Genomic DNA, 24,217 nt, shown 5'->3' on the forward strand with positions numbered 1-24,217 from the left:
GGACGCGGCGCTCCAGGCGGTTTTCGTCTGGTGCGGAGAAGCTCGCTTCTCCGCACTGATGCTTCTTGTCAGGCGAAGAATTCCGGTGGCGGCGCCATGCCCCACTGCGTGGTTTCCTCGGCGCCACCGACGAAACGGGTCGGCAGGTACTCGTGATTGACGATGTCGGAATCGGTGTAGTGCTCGATCCGGTTGCCGAACGGGTCGGTCCAGTAATCGTAGATCAGGCTGCCGAGATAATGGCGGCCGATACCGGCATCGAGCGACCAATCCTGCGCCTTGAGGTGTTCGTGCGCGGCGAATACCGCGTCGAGATCAAGCACCTCGAAGGAAGCGTGATGGCAGCCTGAATGGATCGACTCGTTGATCAGGATGCAGTGATGCTCGACGAACTCAGAGCCACGATCAAGGCGCAGGAAGGCGCCGATGACCTTGGGCTGGGGCTCGCCGGGAATGCAGATATAGTCGGAGGCGACGAGTTCGAGGTGCTTGAGGAACCAGTCGAGTTCCGCCTGGCCATCCTTGACCCAGAGCGCGCAATGGCCAAGCCGCAGGATCGGCGTCGCTTCGGCGCGCTGGCGAACCGGACGGTTCTTGCGCGGCTGGCGATCCGAGATGTTGAGCGGGAAGGTTTCGCGGATCGGCAGCGGCGAAAGCTCGGCGATGCCATAAACAAGATCGATACGCTGGCCGCCCGGGCTGGTCAGCCGCACACGTGCGCCGCCTCCCGGCGTCGTCAGTTTCTCCAGCGGCGATGCACCCAGAACCATGGATGCCGTCTCCAGATCCTGGATCGACTGCACCTCGAAGGCGAGCGAGATGTATTCAGCCTTGGCGGCCTTTTCGGCGACATAGAGATATTGCTCGGAGCCGCTGCCGCGCATGTAGAGCACGTCATCGGTGCGCAGGTTTCGCGTCAGGCCGAAGTCGGTCAGAAAGCGCTCGATCAGGTCGAGGTCAGGAACCGCGTAAGTGACGTAAGCGAGCTGCTTCAGCTTGATGCGCGCCATGAACATACCTCCCTTGGATGCAGACTGCGATTTGCCGTCATAATTAGTGCATCTGATATTTCAGAGTAACACTTGATTTTCAACCCTGTCAACGCCCGCCGATCCTGTTGGTCGACGGCCACGTCGGCACCGCGATTTATAGGTCGGCGGGAAATAGCCGACTTGTCGAAAATGAGACTATCGGCGCGCCCCCGAGATGCGATTCTGCGGCCCCAAAGCAGGTTTTCGTGGAGCTTGGCTCTGCGCCGGAGTGAAGAATGTCGGATTTTGATGTCATCATCGCAGGCGGGAGCCACAACGGTCTCGCCTGCGCCAGTCTGCTCGCCGTCAAGGGCCTGAAGGTCCTGGTGCTGGAGCGCAATCCCTGGGTCGGTGGCGGCGCCGTCACCCAGGAGATCGTGGCCCCCGGCTTCAAGCACGACCTGTTCAGCTCGTCGCACATCTTCATTCACATGAATCCCGACTTCAACCAGCACCTCAGGGGTGAACTAGAGACGCACGGGCTGAAATATCTCTGGGCCGACGACAAGATCACCGGCCATCCCTTCGACGACGGGTCGGGCGTTGTGCTCTACAAGGACGTCGACAAGACCTGCGACAGCATCGCTCAGCACAGCAAGGCGGACGCTGCGACCTACCGCCGGATCGTCGACGAGTTCGGCGAGATCCGCGACGGCTTCATTCGCGGCGTGTTTTCACCGCCGAACCAGCCGAGCCTGCAGGCGGCGGCGATGGAAAAGAGCGCCGAAGGCATGCGGCGGCTACGCGAGTTCAATCTCAGCGCCCGCGCCTTCGTCGAGGAGAAGTTCGAAAGCGAGGCGATCCGCGCGATGATCCTCGGCTGGTCGCTTGCGCCGCACACGCGACCCGACCAGGAGGGCATGGGGGCCGGCTTCTATGTCATGGTGCCGTCCGTCCATCACTACGGCCAGGCGATTCCGCAAGGCGGCAGCCAGCAGCTGCCGCTTGCCATGGTCCGGCTGATCGAGGCGCGCGGCGGCAAGGTGGTGACCGGCGCCGACGTCGAGCAATTCATCATCGCCGACGGCCAGTGCAAGGGCATCAGGACGGCCGACGGCACCGAATATCTCGCCCGCCACGGTGTGGTCACCGCCCTCGACCCGAAGCAGACCTTCCTGCGCCTGATCGACGAAAAGCACCTCAGCGGCGACTTCCTGCGCACCGTCAACAATTTCAAATATTCCGACCACGGCATCGCGCGCGTGCACTATGCGCTCAACGAGCAGCCGCGTTTCCGCAACGAAGCGCTCGACGGCATTCCGTTCCATCGTTTCTTCGGCTCGGTCGACAAGATCCGCCACCAGTTCGCCGAAGTCGAACTCGGCGAGTTGCCGAGCGAACCTTGCCTGATCTACGTCAACTGGACGCAGCGCGACCCAAGCCGCGCGCCAGCCGGCAAGCACACGCTGTCGCTCGACACGGTGGTGCCGTCGAAGCTGCGCTCGGGCCAGCGCTGGGACGACGTCAAGGAAGCCTTCGGCGAGACGATGCTGAACGAGGTGCGCAAGCATGTCGTCAATCTCGACGACAGCAACATCATCGGCTCGGTGGTGCACACGCCCGAAGACCTGTTCCGCTTCAACCGCTCCTTCGTCAATGGCTGCCCGACCGGCGGCGAGCGTACTTTGGCGCAATGGGGTGCGTTTCGGCCTTTCGCCGGCTACTCGCAATACAAGTCGCCAATCCGCAAGCTCTACATGACCGGCCCGCACTGCCATCCCGGCAACGGCATCTCGGCCATGGGCACCATCGCCGCCAACGTCATCCTGCGCGACGTCGGCGCCGCCTGAAAGCGCGCCGGCCTTTCTTGCAGTCCGGCCATCAGGCGTTGCCGGACCGCCTTTCTTCCCACGGACAAAGGAACAATTCATGCCCCGCAACATCGCGGTTCTCATCGGCAGCCTGCGCAAGCGCTCCTATTGCCGGATGCTCGCGCACGCGCTTGAACCGCTGGCGTCCGAACAGCTGCACCTGTCGATCGTCGAGATCGGCGGGCTGCCGCTCTACAACCAGGATATCGAAGCCGACGCGCCGTCGACCTGGACAATGTTTCGCGACAGGATCAGGCAGGCCGAAGGGGTCTTGTTCATCACGCCCGAATTCAACCGCTCGGTTCCGGCGGTGCTGAAGAACGCCATCGATGTCGGCTCGCGGCCCTATGGCCAAAGTGTGTGGGACAACAAGCCGGCGGCTGTCATCAGCGTTTCGCCGGGCGCGCTCGGTGGCTTCGGTGCCAACCATCACCTGCGCCAATCGCTGGTGTTTTTGAACATGCCGACGGTTCAGCAGCCCGAGGCTTATGTCGGTGGTGCTGCCGAACTGTTCGACGAGACCGGCAGGCTGATACGCGAGGACACGGCAAAATTTCTGCGCAGTGTCCTCGACGAATTCGGCATCTGGATCGAACGGCACGTGCCAAACCAATAGCTGCTGCCAGATCCGAACCGGAAAGAACGACGCCGCCCCTCGGGGCAGCGTTTTTTCATTCAGCCCTGAGCGATCGGATTGCGCAGCACCCCGATACGGTCGACTTCGATCTCGACGACATCGCCTGCCTTCATCCAGAGCTGCGGCGTGCGGAAGGCGCCGACGCCCCCGGTCGTGCCAGTGACGATCACATCGCCTGGCGAAAGCGTTGCGAAAGACGACAAATAGGCAATCAGCGTCGGGATGTCGAAGACGAGGTCCGACAGCGGCGCCTGCTGCATCACCTCGCCATTCAGCCGGGTCCAGATGTTCAGCGTCGCGGGATCGCCGACCTCGTCCGATGTCACCAGCCAGGGGCCGAAACCGCCGGTGCTGTCAAAATTCTTGCCCGGCGCGAACTGGGTGGTGTGCTTTTGCCAGTCGCGAATGCTGCCATCATTGTAGCAGGCGTAACCGGCGACATGGTCGAACGCATCGGCCTTGGCGATACGCCGCCCGCCCTTGCCGATGATGACGGCGAGTTCGCCCTCGAAGTCGAGCTGCTCGGATTCGGCGGGCTTGACGATCGGCTGCAGATGCCCGGCCTGGCTTGAGGCCACGCGCAGGAACACCATCGGATATTCCGGCGTCGGCCGCCCTGTCTCGATCAGATGCGACAGGTAGTTCACGCCGATGCAGAAGATCTTGTCCGGATCGGGAATGACCGGCAAAAGCTCGACTGAGGCAAGCGGAAAGTCGGGTTGCCCGCCAGCCATCGAGGCAAGCAGCTTTTGACCCACGGGATCAAGCAGGTAACGCAAGGTCGGATGGTTGCCACTGATACGCGCGTGGACGTCGATGATGCCATCACCTTCAACGATACCGTAGGCCGAGCGGCCGTCCTTGCGAAAGCTGACAAGCTTCATCGCTCTCTCCTGTAATGGATTTTTTGAATGCTGGCGGTCGCTCAAGCGGCCGGCGGTTTGGGGGCTTCGGCTGGTCGGTCGAGCGCCCAGCGATCGCGTTTCGGCAACAGCCTGCCGCCATAACGGGCGATCAGTCCAATCACGCCGTCGCGGGCAAACAGCATCGCTGCCAGCATCAGGGCGGCGAAAATCAGGCTGGTGTATTCGCCGCCATAACCGCTGGTCCAGTAGTCGATGACGCGGAAGATGAAGGTGCCGAAGATCGGCCCCAGCATCGTGCCCATGCCACCGACAACGGTCATCGCCATGACCAGGCCCATATTGGTGAACGAGCCCATCGCCGGGGTCACCAGGCTGACATAGGAGGCGTAGAAGCCGCCCGCGAGGCCTGCCCAGAATGCGGTGAAGGCGAAGAGCGTGACCTTGACCAGGGTGGTGCGCACGCCAAGGCCTTGCGCCACAGCCTCGCGGTCGCGCACCGCCATGGCGAGGAAGCCCCAGCGGCTCGACAGCAAGGCCCATTGCGCGGCGAAGAAGGCGACGTTGAGCCCCAGCGCCAGCCACAGCGCGTAGAGCGCCAGGTTGTCGCCGTCGGCAAACAGCGGCAAAACCTCCATGCCGCGGCTGCCGCCGGTGATGTCGCCGGCAGCAAGCGCCCAGCTGGCGAACATGCCGCCAAAGGCATAGGTCGCAAGGCCGAGATAGATCTCGCGGAAGCGCAGCGTGACGATACCCATCACCAGACCGAAGGCGGCGGTGACGAAGCCTGCCAGAACCATGCTGATGAGCGGGCTGATGCCGGTGCTGTTGGAGATGCCGGCAGTTGCATATCCACCGGCGAGTGCCAGCGCCATTTGGGCAAAGGACAGCTGCCCGGCATAACCGGCCAGGAGATTCCACGAAGCGCTCAACAGCAGAAAATAGAAGAACGACACCCCGTAGTCGATGAACACCGGGTCCTCGACCGTCAGGACGAAGAACAGCGCAAGGGCCAGGATGGCGAGCAGCACATAGGCGTTTGTACGTTTAGACCCGAGCGACACCTGAAGCTCCATCCTTCATCCAGCCTGCGATGATTTCTTCGAGGCGGCTTTCAATTTCCTTCGCCGGGCCGCTGGCATTGTTGCGTCCCATGGCGAGCACATAGACCATGTCGGCGATGGCCAACGCCTGCCGCACATTCTGGTCGACCAGAACGACGGTCAGCCGGTCCTCGCTCGACAGCTTGCGGATGCGTTCGTAGACCTGATCCATCATCTTGGGCGACAGGCCGGCGGTCGGCTCATCGAGCAGCAGCACCGAAGGCGACAGCATGATGCCGCGCGCGATCTCCAGCAGCTTCTGCTGCCCGCCCGACAGGTCGCCGGCGCGACGCGCCAGGAAGTCCGACGACATCAAAAACGTCTCGGCGATCTCGCTGACACGGGTGTTGAGCCAGTCCTTTTCGCTACGCCGCAACCAACCGCCCATGACCAGGTTTTCGCGAACGGTCATGTCGCGAAACAACGTGCCTTCTTGCGGCACAAAAGCCATGCCGAGCCCGAGAAGGCGACGTGGCGCCCATCCGGTCACGGCTTGATCAGCCATGCGCACAGTACCGCCGGTGACTGGGGCCAGACCGCCAATCGCCTTGAGGCAGGTCGACTTTCCGGCACCGTTGGGGCCGATGACGACGGTGATCTCACCGCCCCGGGCATTGAGCTCAACGCCGCGCAGGATCTCGATGTCGCGCTGGTAGGCGACACGAAGATCGCTGACGAAAAGCCCCGGCGGATCACCGGCCGCCTTGACGCCGTTTGGGCGTTCCTCAACCTTCAACAACTGAACTCTCCACTTCGAGCAATTCCAGGAAAAGTGTGCAGCGGTTTTCCGTCCGGAATTGCGTAAACAAGAAGATAGAGGGGGGCCGCATTTCGAAGAAAAGCGGAACCGCTCTAGAGATAGGCGGCGTGGACGCGCGGGTCGGCGCCGACGACTTCGGGCAGGCCCTCGGTCATCTTTTCGCCTGCGACCATCACCACCACGCGCGAGCACAACGAGAAGATCCACGGCAAATCATGGCTGATGATCACGCAAGCCACCCCGTCGCGCTGCCGCTCCCGGATGACCTCGGCCATCGTCGTTGCAATGCTCGGGTGAACGCCGTTGGTCGGTTCGTCCAAAAGCATCAAGCTGGCCTCGGACACGGCGCAACGGGCAAAGTCGATCAGCTTGCGTTGACCACCCGACAGGCGTTCGGCCAGTTCATCGACCACGGGTGCCAGGCCAAGACGCCCCAGCGCCTTGCGCGCCAGCTGGTCGGCCTGGCGCGGCTTCAGGCCGCGCGCCAGCATCGGTACCATGACGTTTTCGGCGGCCGTCATCTTGGGAAAGATGCCGCCGTCCTGGTAGGAGCGCATGATACCGCGCCGCTTGGCCGCCGAGGGCGCAAGGGCGGTGACATCGACATCGTCGAACATCACGCGGCCACGGTCGGGCTTGAGCTGGCCGCTGACCAGGTTGAACATCGTGGTCTTGCCGGCACCGTTGGGGCCGATCAGGCCGACCACTTCGCCGGCGCCGACCTCGAAGCCGACATCGTTGACAGCGTGCAGGCCGCCAAAGCTCTTGCCGACCGCCTTGACCGACAGCACGGTTGGCAGAACGGGGGTTTGTTGGATCTGGGTCACGTCAGTTCTCGCCAGCATCGCGCTCACACCGCCCTGTCCATGCGGGCGCCAAACAGGCCCTGCGGCCGCAGCAGCAAGATCAACAGCATCGCGGCGAAGCCGTAGACCTCGGTAAAGTTCGGGTCGATGTAAACGGCGCCAAACACCTCGGCGAGCGCGAGCGCGAAGCCGCCGACAAGACCGCCGCCGATCGAACCGAGGCCGCCGATGACAACGATGATCAGGCTCTTGGACAGCACCCAGCTGCCCATGCCGGGATAGGCAAGATAGATCGGAACCAAAAGCGATCCGGCAGCGGCAGCCAGCATGCCGGAGGTGGCAAAGGCGAGATTGGCGAGCCGGAAGACGTCGAGCCCGACGACTTCAGCGCCGGTCAGGCTCTGGGTCAGCGCCCGCCAGCCACGGCCGATATCGGTGCGCTTGACCACCCACAAAAGCAGGCCGATCAGCGCCAATGCGCCGACAAAGGCGACGATGCGGTTGCCCGACATCTGCACCGACGAAAACAGATGCACGTTCTCGTTCCACAGGCCAGGCAAGCGTTTGTAGCCCGAACCGACGGTTGCGATCGCGGCCGAACCCAGGAACATGGAAAGCGCGAAGGTGACGATGAAGGCAAAGTCGATCGGCCGCTCGACGCGGCTCTTGTAGAGCTGCCGGAGGAAGACCGCATTGACAAGATAGCCCGAGATACCGCCGACAGCGATGGCCAGCGCCATGGCCGCGATGATCGGCAGGCCGGTTCCGGTGAAGGCGTAATACGCCGCATAACCGCCGATCATGTACAGGGCGCCATGGGCGAAGTTGGCGATGCGCATGACGCCGAAGATCAGGTTAAGCCCGACCCCCATCAGAGCATATGTGCCGCCGATGGCGATCCCGAGCGAGAGCGCCTGAAGAAAAGTTTCCAACGAAGTCCTCCATCCTCCCAGACGGCCGGTGCTGTACCAGCCGCATGACTGGCGCCCGCCTTCGCAGGCGGGCGCCGCTTTCAATGTGCAGGTTTTGCAAAAGCAAATGCAATAAGGCTTAGGTTATCTAATTTCCTCGACCACATCGCCCTTGGTCTGGCCCGACTTGCCCATCTGCAGCATGAACATCGAGCCCGCATTGGAGCTGTTCCAGGCACCGGGTGCCGCGTCCTGCTTGAAGGCGATCTGGCCGCTGGTGCCTTCGAAGGTCAGGCCGCCGAACGCCTTCGACACCGTCTCGCGATCGACACTGCCGGTCTTTTCGACAGCCTTGGTGAAGGCGGTCAGACAGTCCCATTCGTTGTAGTCGTAGAACACCGGCTCGCGACCGAACTTGTCGGTGAACAGCTTGCGGAACTCCTTGCCGCCGGCAGTCAGCGTTGCTTCGGAAATGCCGAAGGTCGAATACATGATGCCGACACCGGCATCGCCCGTCGCCGACCAGAATTCAGGCATTTCGGGAAATTCCCAGGTGCCGACAATCTGGCTCTTGATGCCGGCTTCGCGGATGCGCGCCGCCGAAGTGTAGATCGCCGGGCCGTAGCCGACGACGACGACCGCGTCGGGCTGGACTTCCTGGCGCGCCACCGGCACCAGCATTGGGCTGAGGTCGACCGCCTGCGGATCGTAGGACACCACATCGACCTTGAAGTCGTCATTGCCGAGTGCCTGCAAGGCATCGGCGAAGTCGGTGCCAAAGGCCGAACGCTCGGCCAGCACCACGACGTTCTTCCAGTTCTTCTTCTGCAGGTAGCTGGCCATCAGCTTGGCGACCTGGCCATTATACGGCCCGATGCGGAACACCGACGGCAGGTCGGCCCCGACATTCTTGTTGCCCATCGTATAGCTCAGGCAGATCGGAACGTTGGTGTTCTTGACCGCCTTTTCGAACGCCAGCATCTCGCCCGAACCGGCGGTGCCAGTGAAACCCATGACGTTGCGCTGCTGCATGAAGCGCTTGCCGAGCGAAATGAACTTGTCGGGGTTGTTCTCATTGTCGCCGACCACCAGCTCGAACTTGCGGCCATCGACGCCGCCCTTGGCGTTGATGTGCTCGATATAGAGTTCGGCGAGACCGACGGCCTCGGTGCCAAGCTTGCTCTCGGGGCCACTCAGGTTCGAGATGACGCCGACAACGACCGGCTCCTTCTCCTGAGCCACGGCGCCCTGGACTGCCATCAAGGCACTGACCAGCACCATGGCGGTGCCGGCGGAAAAAATGGATGCCTGCTTCACGATCTCTCTCCTCCAAAATTGTTCGTGTTGCCGGGCGCGGTTTCGCGGACACATGTCCGCGGCACGCCTCGTTTTCTTGATCTCATGGGGCGAAGTGGATGCCTTCATCTAAAGCACAATTCGTTCATGTGATATTTCACAGTATCTATTAATGCTCATTCCTGTCAATGGCGCCGATGCCGATAGTTTGCCCAAGCGTGCGCGAAATGTCGCAGAACCGGCCGGTTGCCGGCCATCTGCACCATTATCGAATTGCAGGATTGCGCGGGGGTTTTGCAGCCGAACGCCCGCCGCGAAAACGACGGGCGCCAGGGCCGCGATGCCGCTGGCCGGCCATAGGTTCAGGCCGCAGGCAAGGTGCCTGGATGTGGGTACGTGGCGCTGGCTGGTAGCTCGCACCATCGCGCGCCCTAACTCAGCAGGCGCGCCACGCCAAGCGTGGTCGTCAGGTGGAGAACACGGTCATAGACCGGCGGGATCTTTTCGCCGGTGACCAGTGCACAGGTCAGATGCGCCAGTGCGGGTGCGGTGCCGACGCCAAAACCGCCCTGCCCCGCCAACCAGAAGAAGCCGTTGCAACGCGGATCATAGCCAACGACAGGATTGCGGTCGGGCGCAAAGCAACGAAAGCCTGCCCATTTGTGCGGCACGTTGCGAACCTCGACGGAGGTGTTGTTGATCAGCCGGTCGACGGCGACAGCGACATCATATTCGTCGGGCTGGACATCGCCTGGCAGGTCTTCTGTCTCGTCCATCGGCGACACCAGGATCATGCCGGCGTCGGGCTTGAAATAGAGCTCGCCCGAGAGATGCACGACCATGGACCAGTCGGCGACATCAGTGCCTTCGGGTGGCGGAACCAGGATCGCGGTGCGGCGCAGCGGCTTGATGCCAAGGGGCGCGAGACCCGCAAGCTCGGCGACATTGTCGGCCCAGGCGCCGGCGGCATTGACGACTGTCGGCGCGCGAAAGCTGTCGCCACGCTCGGTCGTCACGGTCCAAAGCCCGTCCCTGTAGGAAAGTGCTATCACGCGGGCATTGCCGACGAAGCCGCCGCCGCGCTGCTTGAGCAGCCTGATGTAGCCGCCGAGGATCGCGCCGGCATCGAGCTCGCCGCCAGTGCGATCGAGGAACGCGCCAGCGACCTCATTGGCGTTCAGAACGGGAACGCGTTCGAGCGCGTCACTGATCGAGATCGGCGCGACGTCGGCAGCGATTCCCTGCTGCATTGCCTGCAGGCGGCCGAGCCCATCGGCATTGGCGACCACGATCTGGTCGCGCGGATGCAGCAGCGGGCTTTCGGAGAAGTCTTCGGGCGGATTGCGGAAGAAAGGTTCGCTGATCCGCCCGAGTGCCTGGGAGGCGCTGTTGCCATAGGTGGTGGTGAAAAACGCCGCCGACCGACCGGTCGAGTGATAGCCGGGCTGGTCCTCGGCCTCGAGCACCAGCACCTTGGCATGTACCGCGATCTCGGCGGCAGCCGAAGCGCCTGCCACGCCGCCGCCGATCACGATGACATCATGATAGTCCATCGGCTCAAGCCTCGACCAGGCGCCGCCACGGCGTCTCGCGGCTCCAGTTCACGCACACGCTTTGCCGGCGCATGTAACCTTTCCACGCATCCGAGCCCGCCGTGCGGCCACCACCGGTTTCCTTTTCGCCGCCAAACGCGGCTCCGACATCGGCACCTGTGGTACCCATATTGATCTTGGCGATGCCGCAGTCGCTGCCCTCGGCCGACAGGAAGGATTCGATGTTGGTGATGTTGGTGCTGTGCAGGCCCGAGGCGAGGCCCTGGGCGACGTCGTTGTGCATGGCAAGCGCATCGTCCCACTTGTCGTAGTCGATGACAAACAGGATCGGCGCGAAGGTCTCGTCCTGCACGCAGGGCCACTCGTTCTGCGCGTCGATGATGATCGTCGGCTCGACGAAATAACCGGCGCGTGGCATGCGTTTACCGCCTGCAACCACCTTGCCACCAAGCGCGACTGCGGCGGCAACTGTGCCCTCGAATTTGTCCACCGCACCCTTGTCGACAAGCGGGCCGACAAGCGTGTCCTTGTCGGCGGGATCGCCAACCTTGATACGCGAGAATGCCTTGCCGAGCAGCTCGACAAGGCGGCTCGATACGCTCTTGTGCACGATGACACGACGCGTGCTGGTGCAGCGCTGGCCGGTGGTGCCAACGGCGCCAAAGGCGATAGCCGCGGCGGCCAGTTCCAGATCGGCGGTCTCGTCGACGATGCAGCCATTATTGCCCGAGCATTCGAGCATGTAGCGGCGGCCAAGCGTCGAGCCGACGATGTTCGCCACCTTGTGGCCAACGCCCGACGAACCGGTGAAGGACACCAGCGCCACGCGTGGGTCGGCGACCATCTTTTCGGCGACCGAATTGTCTTCGGTGACGAACATCGAGAATACGCCCTCATGGCCCATCTCGGTCATCGCGCGGTTGGCGAGATGTTGCAGGCCGATCGCCGTCAGCGGCACCTTCGGGCTTGGCTTCCAGATCACGGTGTTGCCGCCGATGGCCGCGAGGAAGCCGTTCTGCGCCCACACGGCTGCGGGAAAGTTATAGGCGGTGATGATGCTGGCGACGCCGAGCGGCAGCCACTGGTCGTACATGCGGTGGCGCGCGCGCTGCGACTGCTGGGTGAAGCCATAGAGCATGCGCGACTGGCCTGCGGCCATGGTCGCCATGTCGATGACTTCCTTGACCTCGGCCTTGCCTTCCATGATCGACTTGCCAGTGTCGAGCGACACCAGCGCGCCGAGCGCATCATGGTGTTCTGATACCAACTGGCCGATGCGGTTGACCAGTTCGCCGCGCACCGGGGCGGGAACCATGCGCCAGCGCTGCTGTGCGGCAACCGCGCATTCGATGATGCGGCAATAGTCTGCACGGGTGGCGTTGCCCACCAGCGCGAGCGGGGTTTCCGTCGCCGGATTGATCGCGGCAAACGCATCGTCCTTGCTTGGCTGCGACCAGCCGCCGTCGCTGCAATAGGCACCCGAATTGAGAGGCTCGATCCCAAGTTTCCGGAAAGCCTGCTCCGCATCAAACATCATATTCAAACTCCTCCCACTTCCAATCGACAATCACGCCGCGATGCGCGTCGCCTGATGCAGCACGACCCGCCAGCCATCGGCCTCGCGGCGGAAATTGTTGGCGCCAACCAGGGCTGTCTTCTTGTCGCTTTCAACGAGGGTGACGTTTTCGCGATTGACCCGCACGGCGAGCGTGTCGGTGCCGTAATCGACCGAGCGAACGACGTCGAAACGGACCAGCGGTGCGGTCGCGAATGCCTGCGAGAGCGTCGCGAGCACGGCTGCGCGTCCAACCGAAGCCTGACCGTCGGGACCGACATAGATGATGTCGTCGGCCTGCGCCCAGATCCGCTCCATGGCCTCGAGATCGTGATCCTCGATCGCCTTGTAGAAGGCCTTTTCCACCGCCTCGACAGTCGCAAACATGCTCGAAATCCCGATATCTGAAATGGAGGCCGCGCACCGACCAGACGGGGGCGTCCTGAATGATGATCTGATAGGGCGGGGCCTTGCCTGCTGCTTGTCCCATTCGTGACTAGGCCGTCATGCAGGTGGCGCCTATTGAGCGACCCATGGCGTGGCCCGATTGCTGTCAGGTCGAAGGCAAGCCGCCGGGCCTCCGCGCCCCGTGAGTACGCCGCATTTCAGGAGGACCGGGATGAGAGTGACCAGCAAGCTTGCGGATGTCGAATTCCGCTTCGGGCGCATCGAGCGCGACGGCACCACGCTTTTGATCAACAGCCACCCGTCCCAGGCGATGCAGACGACGGTGCACATGTCGCCCGACGATTTCCTCGCCTTTCTCAAGGCGATGCTCACCAGCCGTTCGGCGCTGTTTTTCCTGCTGGCCTTTCCGGTGCTCTGGTTCAGGCACCGCAATGGCAGTGGAACCGAGCGGGCTACGGTGACCGGCAGCAACCATCCGCAGTCGGGCATGGGCGAGCCCTGGTAGACGGGGCGACCAACAACCTTCCATCAAAACCAAAAAAGGCCCCGCGCTCCATCTGGATCGCGGGGCCTTTGTCCTTGTGCGGCGCGCCTCAGCGCGAGTTCAGAAGCTCGACCGGATATTTGGACAGCAGCTCGTAGCCGCCCTCGGTCACCAGGATCTGCTGCTCGACCTTGATGCCTTCGCGGCCGCCGACCTCGCCGACATAACTTTCGACACAGATCGTCATGCCCGCTTCGAGCACGCCGTCGAAGCCGAAATTCTTGTAGTCACGCCAGTAAAGGATCTGGGGGTACTCGTCGCACATGCCAATGCCGTGGGCGGCACAGACATATTGCTGGCGGCGGAATTTCTCCGGCAGGTTCTCCGAACGCTCGGCGAATTCGCCGAAGGTGAGCCCAGCCTTGACCATCGCCATGTTGACGTCGAGATGCTCGATCGCGGTCTTGTAGAGCTCATCCTGCTCGGCGGTCGGCTTGGCGTCGCCGCAGATCCAGCTCCGCGAAATGTCGGCGCAATAGCCATAATTGCCGATCAGGTCGGTATCGAAAGCGACGATGTCGCCGTTTTCAACGCGCCGGTCGCTGGCCTCCTTGAACCATGGATTGGTGCGCGGCCCCGAACAAAACAGCGCGCCTTCCAGCCACTCGCCGCCAAGCTCGATGTTGCGCTTGTGCAGGATCGACCAGACCTCGCGCTCGGTCGCACCGGGATAGAGCCCCTCGCGCATGCGCTCCATGCCGTCCTCAGCCGTGGCGATGGCGCAGCGCATGGCGCAGAGTTCGTCATGCGACTTGATCACCCGGGCATGCTCGATGATGCCCTGGCCCTCGACGACCTGGATGCCCTGGCGTTCCAGCGCCCAGACGCCGAACGGATTGATGCGATCGACGCCAAGGCGCTTGTTGCCGCCGCCATGCGCCCGCACAAGATCGGCGATGGTGTCGGCCCAGGCCTTGGCATTCTCCTCGAAACGCGGCCCGGCGGTGAAATAGGTCCAGGGAATGCACGGCCTGAGTTCGTCGATGAGGTCAAAGCCGTCATAGAGGTGCAGCATGGTGGTGGCGTCGAAGACGATCACCGGGCCCTGTGCCGCGACAAAGGCATAACGGACAGGATTGTGGTGACCCCAGACCTGCATGTTGGTGGTGTCGGTGGCGTAGCGCAGGTTGACGCTGTCGAACAGCACCATGCCGGCGATGTCGTTTGCCAGCATCTGTTCGCGCAACCGCGCCAGGCGATACTCGCGCAGCCTATGCAGGCTCCAGGACGATGGATCCGGTCTTGCCACGGCTGCCGCGTCAAAGCTGGTCATTGTTCAAAATCTCCACCCAGGATTTCCCTGGAACGCCTGGCCATGAAATCGGTGATGCTGTCTTTGAGGCCGTCCTCGATCGGCGGCGCCTGGAACTCGTCGAGCTGCTTGCGGGCACGGTCCAGACCGACCTGATGGGCGTCGCGGCGGCCCTCGTCGCGCCACTGCTCATAGCTGTTGGCGTCGGAAAGTTCGGGGATATAGAAAGAATTCTTGCGGGTATGCGCCTCGCCGAGGAAATGCCCGCCCGGACCGACCTTGATCAGCGTTTCCATGACCTCGTCGAGGTCGTCGAATTTCGGCTGCTTGAAGATCTCGTAGAGAATGTCGATCTGCTCGACGTCCTGGACGAACTTCGAATAGCTGATGGCCAGCCCGCCCTCGACCATGCCTGCGGCATGGATGATCCAGTTGGCCTGCGCCAGCATGTAGCCCCAGGTCGACATGATGGATTCGTAGCCGGCCTGCATGTCGGGCACCTTGGCCGTCGACCACAGGCCAGAGGCGCGCCAGACGAGGCCGAGCTTGCGCACGATCTGGCCAACGATCAGGTTCATCAGCACCGGTTCGGGACTGCCCTGAAGCGGCGCGCCCGATTTCATCGAGATCGTCTGGGCGACACAGCCGAAGATCGCCGGCGCGCCTTTGCGGATGATCTGCGAATAGGCCATGCCGGTCAGCGCTTCGGCGATGATCATGGCGCAGGCACCGACAGTCGAGACCGGCGAACTCGCGCCGCCCATGATGAACGGCGTGCAGATCACCGCCTGATTGGCGCGCGAGTAGATCTCCAGCGCGTTGATCATCGTCTCGTCCCAGACGAGCGGGGTGTTGCAGTTGACCAGCGAACCGACGACGGTGTTGGTGTCGACGAACTCCTCGCCGAACACCAGCTGCGACAGCCGCACCGTATCGTTGGCCGCCGTGCGCGAGGTCACCGCGCCCATATAGGGCTTGTCGGACAAAAGCAGCGGCTCGCCGACAAGATGCAGGTGACGCAGGCGGACGTCGACATCCTGCGGCTCGGCCAGCACGCCGCCATTGATCTGGATCGTCTTGGCCTGATGCGCCAGCTTGGTGAAATTCTTGAGGTGTTCGAGCGTGCTCGATTTGCGGACATTGTCGAAGTCGAGAACGTGCGGAGCGCCGTAGGAGCCGCTGAACGCGGTGCGCGGGCCACCAAGCGTAATGGTGCGCTCGGGATTGCGTGCGTTAAGCGTGATCTCTGAGGGTACTGTCTCGATCAGCTTGAGCAGCAGGTCGCGCTTGATGCGGACACGCACGCCATCGACGTCGGCACCGACGCCGCGCCAGATCTTCGGCGCCTCGGGATGACGGAACTCGATGCCGATCTTCTCCAGAATATTGAAGGCAAGATCGAGCACCTGGTCGCTGCGTTCATCGTCGAGGATCGAATAGGCCGGCAGCTCGTTGTGCAGTGCCGGCCGCTGCACATTGCCCTTTCGCGCCTGGGCCTCGCGGCGATTGGCTGCGCCGCCACGCCTGCTGTTTGCTGGATTGTTCATCTTAGCGTCCCGCCATTGCTGCGGCCCCTTGAAACGGAGCACCGGATCGGCTGCAGCGGCAGGAAGAGCTGATGTTCGATAAATGCCGCGCAGTTTCGCAGCGACATTGCGAGAGCGAGGCCGCTCTCAATAGTCCAATTTGGCACTCGCCCGTTTCAAGCGACGCTTCAATTTGGCCTTGGAAAAGAAGAGCCGTGCTAGCCGCGGCTTGAGGACAAAAGCCGGTCGTGCAGCGAACGGATGTGCTCGCGCATGGCATTGCCGGCACGTTCGGGATCGCGCGCCGCAAGAGCGTCGTAGATCGCCTCGTGTTCGCCTTCGGTGAGCGCAAAATCCTGCGGCGACCATTGCGGCTGGAACCACAGCCGGTTGAGGCGCTCATGCACTGGCTGCAGGAAATCGGCGATCAGCGGGTTGCCGGCGGCACCGGTGACGATGGAATGGAAGCGCCGGTCGCGGACCATCAGCGCGTCCTTCGACCCGCTTTTCATGGCGGTAATCGTCTCGTCGAGGATCTGGCGCAGTTCGGCAAGTTCCGCCGTTGTCAGCCGAGTCGCTGCCTTCGCAGCGCAATGCGGTTCGAGCACGCTGCGGATTTCCAGCGCCATCATGATCTCGTTGAGCGAATCGAGCCGGATCAGGATACCCTTGCGCGGGATGACTTCGAGCAGGTCTTCCTGCATCAGCCGCTGCAATGCCTGATGCACCGGCGTGCGGCCGATACCGATATCGTCGCAGATGGCATTTTCCTGCAGGAACTGGCCCGGCTCGTATTGCGCGGTCAGGATGCGGCTCTTGATCTCCTGATAGGCACGCTCGGTCAGTGAATTCTTGCGCGCCGCCATCTTCGGATGGTGTTCCGCATCCGAATCGGCAACCGCTTGCTCCGGCGCTGCAGACCGTTTCCCGGCCTTCGGGCCACGCTTTGCTTCAGTCATCGAGGATAGAGCCATGTTGATCCGGTTCGAGCGTCGCCTCATTGGTTAGCGCTTGTGCGGAAATTTGCAACCGACAGCAAGCCAAGCGCTGGAACCTTACGCCGACGTTGCCCCGACCTGGCGGAGATCCGACGGCCGGCAGGCATAGGCATCCTTGAACGACTTGGAGAACTGCGACGTGCTGGTGAAGCCCGAGGCGATTGCGACTTCAGTGATCGGGATCCTTGTCTGGCGCAGCAAATCGCGCGCCCAGTCGAGCCGCAGCGTGAGATAATATTGATAGGGCGTGCTGTCGAGATGCTGCTTGAACAGGCGTTCGAGCTGGCGGCGTGAAAGTCCGGTCTTCGATGCGATTTCGCCCATCGTCTTGGGCGCCGCGATGTTGCTTTCCATCAACGTGATCGCCCGAACCATGGGATCACCCGGCGTGCGATACTTCAGCGCCTTCGGCAGCCTTTGTCGTTCGTTGGGCGCGCGCGCCATGTCGGTGACGAAATGGTTGCTGACGCGCTGGCCGGTCTCATGGCCGATCATGCGGTTGATCATGCCGATCGACATGTCGAAAGCCGCCATTTCGCCAGCGCAGGTGTAGATGTTTTCGTCCTGCTGGATCAGCCTGTTGTCGATCCTGGCGTCGCGGAATTTTTCGGCGAAGGCCGGAATCTTGCTCCAGTGGATGGTGCAGTCGCGCCCGGCAAGCAGCCCGGCGTCGGCGACAAGCCACGCCCCGGTGCCCACCCCGCCGATCGAAACGCCCCAGCGCTTCATGCGCTGGAGAAACGAACGGATCTGCCAGCTGGCATGGTTTTCGACGTCCTCGCCGGCGCAGATCAGGATCGTTGCCGGCAGGGCATGAAAATTGCCGGCATGCTGTTCGCCAAGGCAGCCGTCGAGCTTGACCGAAATGCCCGACGACGACGTCGCCTGGGCCCGCTCGACGCCGATCGTGCGCCATTGGAAATGCACCTGTTTGGCGATGTCGTTGGCCTGCTTCAACGGCTCGATCAGGCCCGACAGGCTCATCAGCGAAAACCCGTCGACGACGAGAATGAGGATATCTTGAGTCTCGGCCGCCTTCGGCCTGATCTCAGCTTTCGCCTGATGGCTGCCATGGGTGACTGCGGGCCAGACAGGCCTGCTGACTACGGGGAGAATTGCGCTTTGTGCCACGTCTGCCTCTCACTGGATTGAGGCTGGAACCCGCTTCGAAACTGAAGATGGAATTCCAGAAGAGACGGCATTCTCGCTGGGAAGGTCAAAGCGAGAAGTCCCAAATGGCCCCCTTCGAATCTTGTCCCTTCCCGCATCGCCACGAAAAAATCATTTGCCGGCGTGGAATAAGGCGCCTGGCAAGCCGTTCTCCCTGCCGACACCAAGACAGGCACGTTGCGCTCAAGATTATTGGCCGCAGCGCGTATCCAAGGAGAGAGGCCCGATGTCGGAAAACCCAGCACTGCCCGCCGATGTTGCGATTATCCCGCACGAACGGCAGATTTCGCTCCGCCTGGTGCGCATCCTGGTCGGCGCCTTGCTGATCGCCTTTGCGACCTTCGCCATCTTTGCCAGCATCGATGGCCTGTCGACCGATATGCGCGTCGCGCTTTCCGTCTTTGCCGCCACGCTAATCGCCTGGACGGTCATGGACCTGCCGGAGACGCCGGTTGCGCTGGCCGGGGCGCTGGCGCTGGTTTTGGCCGGTGCCGTCGGCGAGCAGGCGCTATTTTCGGCCCTCGGCAGCGAGATTGTCGTGCTGATGCTCGCCGCCTTCGTCATCGGCGCGGTGTTGAAGCAGACTGGCCTTGCCGAGCGCTGCGCTTTTCGCATGCTCGCTCCGTTCCGGACCGTGCAAGGCATCTTCTGGGCAATAACGGGCGCGATCTTCCTGACCGCTTTCCTGGTACCGTCGACGTCGGCGCGCGCGGCGATCCTGATGCCGATTTTCCTCAGCCTTTCAGCGGCCATCGGCAGGCCGACAGTGACGCGCGCGCTCGCCTTGCTGTTTCCCTCCGTCATCCTGCTTTCAGCCGCCGCTTCGCTGACCGGTGCCGGTGCGCATCTGGTGGCGGCCGATGCGATCAAGCGCGTTTCGGGCCAGCCTGTCGACTTCACCACCTGGGCGATGCTGAGCGCACCCTTCGCGCTGATCTCCAGCCTCATTGCCTGCGGCCTGATCCTGTTTGTGTTTCTCAAAGGCGAAGACCGCAAAGCACGGGTAACGCATGCCGAGGGGGCGGCAAAGCCATTCTCCAACCGCGACAAGACCATTCTCGCCGTGGTTGGCGCGACCGTGGCGCTTTGGGCCGGCGGCAGCCTGCATGGCATTGGCCTGCCTGTTGTCGCGCTCGTGGGCGCGCTTGTCGTCGCCTCGAAATCCGTCTCGGGCATCACCTTCAAGGCCGCGCTCAAAGGCGTCGAATGGAACCTGCTGCTGTTTCTGGCTGCCACGCTGGTCATCGGCGAGGCCCTGCTTGTGTCAGGTGCCGCCAAGCTAGTGGTCGATCGCGTCATGACAGCCTTCGAAGGCTCAGCTGCTCCCGCTCCGTGGATCCTGATCGCCTTCGCCGCGACCGTGTCCGCGCTTGCCCATATCGTCATCACCTCGCGCACCGCACGCGCCACCGTGCTCATCCCGGCACTGGCGCTGCCGCTCACCGGGTTCGGCGTGAACCCCGCCGCGATGATCCTGGTCGTCACACTCGGCAGCGGCTTTTGCCAGACGCTGATGGTCTCGGCCAAGCCGGTGACATTGTTCGGTGGCATGGAGCCGCCCGCCTTTTCGGCGGTCGATCTGCTGTGGCTTTCCGCGCTGCTTTTTGTGCCCTTCGTCGCTTTGCTCGGGGCCTTCGCGATCTTCGCCTGGCCGCTGCTCGGCATACCGCTCTGACCTAAACAGCCGTCCAGACCCCAAGCAGCCAAGCCAGCAATGGCTTGTCTGCTTTTTTCGTAAGTCATTGTAATATTTTTATTTTTTAGCGGAATAAAGCGAGGTCCGCCCCGTTTCTCCTCCATCGTTCACATGAAGACGAGGAGTTATCTCAATGACATTCACCGTTCTTGTCGCGCCTTCCGGCTTCAAGGAAAGCCTGTCGGCCAATGAAGTTGCCGACTGCATCGGCGAAGGCGTGCTGCGCGCTTTTCCGCAGGCGAAGATACTCAAGGCACCGATGGTCGACGGCGGCGAAGGCTTCACCGAAGCGCTGGTCGCGGCCACCGGCGGCACCATGCACCGCCTCACCGTCACCGGGCCGGTCGGTGATCCCGTCCAGTCGTTTTTCGGCTTCCTCGGCGGCGCGCCTGTGCCCACCGCCGTCATCGAAATGGCGGCTGCCGCAGGCCTGCGCCTGGTGCCGCGCGACAGGCGCAATCCGTGCCTGACCACCAGCTACGGCGTTGGCGAACTGATCAAGGCGGCACTCGACGCAGGTGCCGAACGCATCCTGCTCGGCTGCGGCGACAGCGGCATCAATGATGGTGGTGCCGGCATGGCCGAGGCACTTGGCGTGCGGTTCCTCGACAATGAAGGCCGGCCGCTCGCCGCAGGCGGCGCGGAACTCGCAAGGCTTGCCAGCATCGACATGTCGGGCCGCGACCCGCGTCTCGAAAGCGTCCGCATCGACGCCGCGGTCAACTGGCACAATATGCTGCTGGGCCCGCGTGGCGTTGCACGTGTCTTCGGTCCGCAAAAAGGAGCAACGCCCGAGCAGGTCGAGCTGCTGGCGCAGGCCATGGACAACTATGCCGCGCATATTGCTGCCGCCACCCACATCGACGTCGGCGCGGCCGAAGGCGCTGGCGCGTCGGGCGGCTTGGGTGCGGCCGTGCTTGGACTTTTGTCCGGCAAACTCCATCCGCGCTACGAAATCGTGATGAACTACCTCGACCTCGACAGCCTGATCGACCGCGCCAATCTCGTCATCACTGCTGAAGGCAGCCTCGACGGCCAGACCCCCTTCGGCAAGGTGCCGGCGGAAGTCGGCCACAGGGCGAAGGCAGCAGGCCTGCCGGTGATCGCGCTTGCCGGCACCATCGGCAAGGGTGTGACGCTGAACTTCGAGCACGGCATCGACGCATTTGCCTCGATCCTCAAGCGGCCGTGCAGCCTCGACGAAGCCATCGGTGCTGCCTCGAAATTGCTGGTGCGCGCCGCCGAGGACGCCTCGCGCATGATCCTGGTCGGCATGCGCCTCAATCAGGCAAGTAAGTTGCGGCGCAGCCAAAAGCAGCCCGCGCTTTCGAAAAGCCACCCGCGCGTTGCAGCCTAAGTACCGCCAACGAAAAAGCCGCTGCGAATGTCGCGGCGGCTTTTTCGTGGAACCCATGTGTCAGCTCTGACAGATCGCTCGTGCGTTGAGCAGACCCCAGCCGAACACCGGGTCCTTGCCGGGTTGGCCGAGGTCCTCGGCACCCTTGCGCAACAACGCTTCGACCTCGTCGGCCTTGAGCTGCGGATTGGCCGCCTTGATCATCGCCGCCGCGGCAGTGACGAAGGGTGCTGCAAAGGACGTGCCGGTTTTGGAAGAAGCACCTTTGACCGAAGCCGCCGTCCACACCTGAACGCCAGGTGCCGCGATGTCGATATGGTCGCCGGCTCCGGCGCGCCGATAGGCATTCTTGCGCCGGTCGATCGCCGTCACCGCAATCACCTCCTCATAAGCGCCGGGATAGAGAGGGGCGGCGCGCGGGCCGCCATTTCCGGCGGCCGCGACCAGCACGATCTCGCGCTGTGCCGCCAACTCGACAGTTCGCTCGAGCAAAAGGTTCGCCGGGCCGGTCAGGCTCATATTGATGACCAGCACGCCCTTGCCGGCCAACAGGTCAATCGCCCGCACCAGATCGTAGACGGCGGAACGGTCGTCATTGCCGTTGCGCTGGAAAGCGTCGACAGCGACGAGTTCGCCGCCGGGCACGAGGCCGGGCGTCCGGCTTTCCGCAGAACCGACAAGCAGGGCTGCCACCGCCGTGCCATGCTGGCGCGCGGATTCAGGCAGGTCGCCCGTCCCCAGCCTGATCGTTTCGATCCGCCCGCCGGCAAAGGCGAGATGGTCGGCATTGATCGCCGTGTCGATGAGACCGATCCGCACCGGGGCCGTACAGCGATCCGGCATCGCCCCGGTCGCAGGCCAGCCAACGACATGGCGCGCAAGGCACTGGTCCGCGCCGCAAGGGTCGGGACGGTCCTGATCGGGCCGGTAGAAATGGTTGAAATCGACCACCGCGTTGGGCGCTGCGGCTGCCACCTGTGCGCGCGCGGCTTCGAGCGTCGTGCCGTTGGGAACGCTGAGTTTGACGATTTCGGCCCCGACGAGCGCAACATTCGCACGATCACCAATCAGATAGCCTGCGGCAGTCAGGTTCGTGATCGCCGCCTGATCGAGACCGAGTGCCACGATCTCTCGCGGCGCCTGGCGCACAAGCGCAGGAGCCGGGCGCGCAACTGCCTTCCGGCGTGGTTCGGATTTGCGGAAATAGTCGAAAAGATTGCGCCCCTTTCCCACCCCTTGCGCCGCCGAGCTGGAATCCTTGGCGCCGCGAGAGCTTCCGCCGCCACCACTTCCTCCGTCATCGTCGTCATCGGCGAATGCCAAGCCGGTTCCAAAAACCTGTCCCAGCGACTGATATGCCGCAGGGGCGCCAAAGGTCGCGCCGCTCAACGCCAGCGCGAAAACAACAGCGAGTGAACCCGACGGGGGCTTCAGAGGCATGGCTCGTCCTTTCCTGGCGATATGGCGCACCGACTGCAAATGTTAGCGATCCACATAAGCCTTTCGGCATCCCATATCATTTTGACTACATTTGTGCATTTTGGGCCCAACGGACGAAGCCCCTTCTTATTCCGTGGGGGACCGTATTATTCGCGGGGGAGAGACAGGATACGACTGCATGAAGGGTGACGATGTTCCGGTCAGCGATCGTCTGGTCGCTTTCCTGCCCAATCTGCGGCGGTTCGCCATCTCGCTATGCCGGTCGCGCGATCTCGCCGACGACCTGGTGCAGGCGGCTTGCGAGCGGGCGCTCGCCGGACAGGAGCGGTTCGAACCGGGCAGCCGCTTCGACGCATGGATGTTCCGCATCCTTCGCAATCTGTGGATCGACCAGGTCAGGCGCACCAAGACGGCTGGCCCGCGCGAGGACATCGACGACCGTCAGGACATCGTCGGTTCGAGCGGCGAACGCGATGTCGAAGCGCGCCTCACGTTGAAAAGCGTGGCTGTGGCGATCGACGAGCTTGTCGACGAGCAGCGCGAGGTGCTGCTGCTCGTCTGCGTCGAGGACCTGTCCTACAAGGAAGCGGCCGAGGTGCTGTCGATCCCCATTGGCACTGTCATGAGCAGGCTTGCCCGCGCCCGCAAGAATCTTGCCGAGGTAGCCGGAATAAACCCGGCGGCCGACCGTTTACCCGAAAAAGGTGGGAACATATGAGCAGGCGCGATTTCGACGACGAAACCCTGATGGCCTTCGCCGACGGCGAACTCGACGCTGAAACCACAGCGGCGATCGAAGAAGCCATGGGCACGGACGACGCATTTGTTGTCCGCGTCGCCACCTTCATGGAAAGCCGCGCCCAGGCATCGGCGGCGCTGAAGCCGTTGATCGACGAGCCGGTACCCGAGGCGCTGACGTTGTCGGTGCAGAGATTGATCGACGAGGCGCGTCAGCGGGAAAATGCACCTGTCGACGCAACCAAGCAGCTTGCCCCCGACAACGTCGTCACCTTCCAGCCGCGCGCACCACGCAAAGTCAGCTCGAGCTGGGCAATGCCGTTGGCGGCCTCGCTCGCAGCCGTCATCGTCGGCGCCGGCGGGTATCTCGCCGGCAAGGCCGGCGGGCCGGTTCGGGATGTCCTAGCCGTTGCTTCGATCAGCGACCCGGCGATCATCAGGGTGCTCGACGCCACGCCATCAGGGAATGACGTGACAGTCGGCGACACGACGGTAAGACTCGTTTCCAGCTTCCGCGACGAGGCCGGCGCGCTGTGCCGCGAGTTCGAGCTTCATCGCGCGTCGAAGTCGTCGCTTGTTTCGGTCGTTTGTCGCGCAGACCAGAATTGGGATGTCAGGCTAGCCGTGGCGGCACCTGCCGCTGGACAAGACTATGTTCCGGCCGGGGCCTCCGAGACTGTCGATGCGTATCTGACCACCACCCAGGCCGGGGCGCCGCTGTCGGAAGCGGAAGAGAAAAAGGCGCTTGGCCTGCCTTGACCG

At 62.9% G+C, this 24,217-nt stretch carries 22 protein-coding genes; 7 read left to right on the top strand and 15 right to left on the bottom strand.

Annotated elements, in window-relative coordinates; translation table 11 throughout:
• Positions 1 to 68: 68 nt before the first annotated feature.
• Entirely contained in the window at positions 69 to 1,010 is a 942-nt protein-coding gene (locus AC1RTB_RS20820; protein ID WP_492879321.1) for a VOC family protein, read from the bottom strand.
• Positions 1,011 to 1,267: 257 nt separating this feature from the next.
• Here AC1RTB_RS20820 and AC1RTB_RS20825 point away from each other — a divergent pair, with 257 nt between their 5' ends.
• Complete coding sequence (locus AC1RTB_RS20825; RefSeq protein WP_492879323.1) at positions 1,268 to 2,821, top strand: phytoene desaturase family protein; 1,554 nt, start codon at positions 1,268 to 1,270, stop codon at positions 2,819 to 2,821.
• Between the two features lie 79 nt (positions 2,822 to 2,900).
• Positions 2,901 to 3,458, top strand: a complete 558-nt coding sequence (locus AC1RTB_RS20830; protein WP_492879324.1) for an NADPH-dependent FMN reductase — start codon at positions 2,901 to 2,903, stop codon at positions 3,456 to 3,458.
• 59 nt (positions 3,459 to 3,517) lie between these two features.
• Here AC1RTB_RS20830 and AC1RTB_RS20835 read toward each other — a convergent pair whose 3' ends face one another.
• The 9 genes from AC1RTB_RS20835 to AC1RTB_RS20875 all read right to left on the bottom strand — a co-directional run bounded on the left by AC1RTB_RS20835 (position 3,518) and on the right by AC1RTB_RS20875 (position 12,713).
• A complete protein-coding gene (locus tag AC1RTB_RS20835; protein ID WP_492879326.1) occupies positions 3,518 to 4,363 on the bottom strand; it encodes a fumarylacetoacetate hydrolase family protein in 846 nt (281 codons plus the stop codon).
• Positions 4,364 to 4,404: 41 nt separating this feature from the next.
• Entirely contained in the window at positions 4,405 to 5,406 is a 1,002-nt protein-coding gene (locus AC1RTB_RS20840) for a branched-chain amino acid ABC transporter permease (protein WP_492879328.1), read from the bottom strand.
• Positions 5,390 to 6,184: an ABC transporter ATP-binding protein gene (locus AC1RTB_RS20845; RefSeq protein ID WP_492879329.1), complete on the bottom strand. Its 795-nt coding sequence runs from the start codon at positions 6,182 to 6,184 to the stop codon at positions 5,390 to 5,392. The genes AC1RTB_RS20840 and AC1RTB_RS20845 overlap by 17 nt, the downstream gene beginning before the upstream one ends.
• Before the next feature lie 113 nt (positions 6,185 to 6,297).
• Complete coding sequence (locus tag AC1RTB_RS20850) at positions 6,298 to 7,032, bottom strand: ABC transporter ATP-binding protein (protein WP_492879331.1); 735 nt, start codon at positions 7,030 to 7,032, stop codon at positions 6,298 to 6,300.
• 23 nt (positions 7,033 to 7,055) lie between these two features.
• Positions 7,056 to 7,943 (bottom strand): branched-chain amino acid ABC transporter permease, encoded by an 888-nt coding sequence (locus tag AC1RTB_RS20855; RefSeq protein ID WP_492879333.1) that lies wholly within the window; start codon positions 7,941 to 7,943, stop codon positions 7,056 to 7,058.
• Positions 7,944 to 8,066: 123 nt separating this feature from the next.
• Positions 8,067 to 9,239 carry an ABC transporter substrate-binding protein gene (locus tag AC1RTB_RS20860; RefSeq protein ID WP_492879335.1) on the bottom strand — a complete coding sequence of 391 codons (1,173 nt, stop codon included), beginning with the start codon at positions 9,237 to 9,239 and terminating at the stop codon, positions 8,067 to 8,069.
• Between the two features lie 410 nt (positions 9,240 to 9,649).
• Complete coding sequence (locus tag AC1RTB_RS20865) at positions 9,650 to 10,771, bottom strand: NAD(P)/FAD-dependent oxidoreductase (RefSeq protein WP_492879337.1); 1,122 nt, start codon at positions 10,769 to 10,771, stop codon at positions 9,650 to 9,652.
• Between the two features lie 4 nt (positions 10,772 to 10,775).
• Complete coding sequence (locus AC1RTB_RS20870) at positions 10,776 to 12,308, bottom strand: aldehyde dehydrogenase family protein (protein ID WP_492879339.1); 1,533 nt, start codon at positions 12,306 to 12,308, stop codon at positions 10,776 to 10,778.
• Between the two features lie 30 nt (positions 12,309 to 12,338).
• On the bottom strand, positions 12,339 to 12,713 hold the full coding sequence (locus AC1RTB_RS20875) for a YybH family protein (RefSeq protein ID WP_492879341.1): 375 nt from the start codon (positions 12,711 to 12,713) through the stop codon (positions 12,339 to 12,341).
• Between the two features lie 232 nt (positions 12,714 to 12,945).
• Between AC1RTB_RS20875 and AC1RTB_RS20880 the strand changes: the two genes are divergently transcribed.
• The gene (locus AC1RTB_RS20880; protein WP_492879343.1) at positions 12,946 to 13,239 is read left to right on the top strand and encodes a hypothetical protein; all 294 of its coding nucleotides are present in this window, start codon (positions 12,946 to 12,948) and stop codon (positions 13,237 to 13,239) included.
• Between the two features lie 88 nt (positions 13,240 to 13,327).
• Here the strand turns inward: AC1RTB_RS20880 and AC1RTB_RS20885 are convergent, their stop codons facing one another.
• The 4 genes from AC1RTB_RS20885 to AC1RTB_RS20900 form a co-directional block, all read right to left on the bottom strand.
• On the bottom strand, positions 13,328 to 14,551 hold the full coding sequence (locus tag AC1RTB_RS20885; RefSeq protein ID WP_492879345.1) for a M24 family metallopeptidase: 1,224 nt from the start codon (positions 14,549 to 14,551) through the stop codon (positions 13,328 to 13,330).
• Entirely contained in the window at positions 14,548 to 16,077 is a 1,530-nt protein-coding gene (locus tag AC1RTB_RS20890; RefSeq protein WP_492879347.1) for a trimethylamine methyltransferase family protein, read from the bottom strand. The genes AC1RTB_RS20885 and AC1RTB_RS20890 overlap by 4 nt, the downstream gene beginning before the upstream one ends.
• 197 nt (positions 16,078 to 16,274) lie before the next feature.
• Positions 16,275 to 16,922 carry a GntR family transcriptional regulator gene (locus AC1RTB_RS20895; protein ID WP_492943839.1) on the bottom strand — a complete coding sequence of 216 codons (648 nt, stop codon included), beginning with the start codon at positions 16,920 to 16,922 and terminating at the stop codon, positions 16,275 to 16,277.
• A gap of 189 nt (positions 16,923 to 17,111) precedes the next feature.
• The gene (locus AC1RTB_RS20900) at positions 17,112 to 18,185 is read right to left on the bottom strand and encodes a GlxA family transcriptional regulator (RefSeq protein WP_492879351.1); all 1,074 of its coding nucleotides are present in this window, start codon (positions 18,183 to 18,185) and stop codon (positions 17,112 to 17,114) included.
• Between the two features lie 265 nt (positions 18,186 to 18,450).
• On the opposite strand from AC1RTB_RS20900, the gene AC1RTB_RS20905 reads away from it, so the two are divergent.
• Positions 18,451 to 19,899: an SLC13 family permease gene (locus tag AC1RTB_RS20905; RefSeq protein WP_492879353.1), complete on the top strand. Its 1,449-nt coding sequence runs from the start codon at positions 18,451 to 18,453 to the stop codon at positions 19,897 to 19,899.
• 154 nt (positions 19,900 to 20,053) lie between these two features.
• Positions 20,054 to 21,277 (top strand): glycerate kinase family protein, encoded by a 1,224-nt coding sequence (locus tag AC1RTB_RS20910; protein WP_492879355.1) that lies wholly within the window; start codon positions 20,054 to 20,056, stop codon positions 21,275 to 21,277.
• Between the two features lie 60 nt (positions 21,278 to 21,337).
• Here the strand turns inward: AC1RTB_RS20910 and AC1RTB_RS20915 are convergent, their stop codons facing one another.
• On the bottom strand, positions 21,338 to 22,717 hold the full coding sequence (locus tag AC1RTB_RS20915; protein WP_492879357.1) for a S8 family serine peptidase: 1,380 nt from the start codon (positions 22,715 to 22,717) through the stop codon (positions 21,338 to 21,340).
• A gap of 178 nt (positions 22,718 to 22,895) precedes the next feature.
• Between AC1RTB_RS20915 and AC1RTB_RS20920 the strand changes: the two genes are divergently transcribed.
• Both AC1RTB_RS20920 and AC1RTB_RS20925 read left to right on the top strand, forming a co-directional pair.
• Positions 22,896 to 23,435 (top strand): RNA polymerase sigma factor, encoded by a 540-nt coding sequence (locus AC1RTB_RS20920; protein ID WP_492879359.1) that lies wholly within the window; start codon positions 22,896 to 22,898, stop codon positions 23,433 to 23,435.
• Positions 23,432 to 24,214 carry an anti-sigma factor family protein gene (locus AC1RTB_RS20925; protein ID WP_492879361.1) on the top strand — a complete coding sequence of 261 codons (783 nt, stop codon included), beginning with the start codon at positions 23,432 to 23,434 and terminating at the stop codon, positions 24,212 to 24,214. Before AC1RTB_RS20920 ends, AC1RTB_RS20925 begins: the two co-directional genes overlap by 4 nt.
• Positions 24,215 to 24,217: the final 3 nt, after the last annotated feature.

The sequence above is a fragment of the Aminobacter sp. GW821-FHT11F06 genome (assembly GCF_058808215.1).

Bases quoted from the DNA above. Each gene is read 5' to 3' on its own strand.
- AC1RTB_RS20885 (WP_492879345.1), bottom strand. From the start codon at position 14,551: ATGACCAGCTTTGACGCGGCAGCCGTGGCAAGACCGGATCCATCGTCC.
- AC1RTB_RS20825 (WP_492879323.1), top strand. From the start codon at position 1,268: ATGTCGGATTTTGATGTCATCATCGCAGGCGGGAGCCACAACGGTCTC.
- AC1RTB_RS20890 (WP_492879347.1), bottom strand. From the start codon at position 16,077: ATGAACAATCCAGCAAACAGCAGGCGTGGCGGCGCAGCCAATCGCCGC.
- AC1RTB_RS20875 (WP_492879341.1), bottom strand. From the start codon at position 12,713: ATGTTTGCGACTGTCGAGGCGGTGGAAAAGGCCTTCTACAAGGCGATC.
- AC1RTB_RS20905 (WP_492879353.1), top strand. From the start codon at position 18,451: ATGTCGGAAAACCCAGCACTGCCCGCCGATGTTGCGATTATCCCGCAC.
- AC1RTB_RS20895 (WP_492943839.1), bottom strand. From the start codon at position 16,922: ATGGCGGCGCGCAAGAATTCACTGACCGAGCGTGCCTATCAGGAGATC.
- AC1RTB_RS20820 (WP_492879321.1), bottom strand. From the start codon at position 1,010: ATGGCGCGCATCAAGCTGAAGCAGCTCGCTTACGTCACTTACGCGGTT.
- AC1RTB_RS20915 (WP_492879357.1), bottom strand. From the start codon at position 22,717: ATGCCTCTGAAGCCCCCGTCGGGTTCACTCGCTGTTGTTTTCGCGCTG.
- AC1RTB_RS20910 (WP_492879355.1), top strand. From the start codon at position 20,054: ATGACATTCACCGTTCTTGTCGCGCCTTCCGGCTTCAAGGAAAGCCTG.
- AC1RTB_RS20835 (WP_492879326.1), bottom strand. From the start codon at position 4,363: ATGAAGCTTGTCAGCTTTCGCAAGGACGGCCGCTCGGCCTACGGTATC.
- AC1RTB_RS20870 (WP_492879339.1), bottom strand. From the start codon at position 12,308: ATGATGTTTGATGCGGAGCAGGCTTTCCGGAAACTTGGGATCGAGCCT.
- AC1RTB_RS20830 (WP_492879324.1), top strand. From the start codon at position 2,901: ATGCCCCGCAACATCGCGGTTCTCATCGGCAGCCTGCGCAAGCGCTCC.
- AC1RTB_RS20920 (WP_492879359.1), top strand. From the start codon at position 22,896: ATGAAGGGTGACGATGTTCCGGTCAGCGATCGTCTGGTCGCTTTCCTG.
- AC1RTB_RS20865 (WP_492879337.1), bottom strand. From the start codon at position 10,771: ATGGACTATCATGATGTCATCGTGATCGGCGGCGGCGTGGCAGGCGCT.
- AC1RTB_RS20925 (WP_492879361.1), top strand. From the start codon at position 23,432: ATGAGCAGGCGCGATTTCGACGACGAAACCCTGATGGCCTTCGCCGAC.
- AC1RTB_RS20880 (WP_492879343.1), top strand. From the start codon at position 12,946: ATGAGAGTGACCAGCAAGCTTGCGGATGTCGAATTCCGCTTCGGGCGC.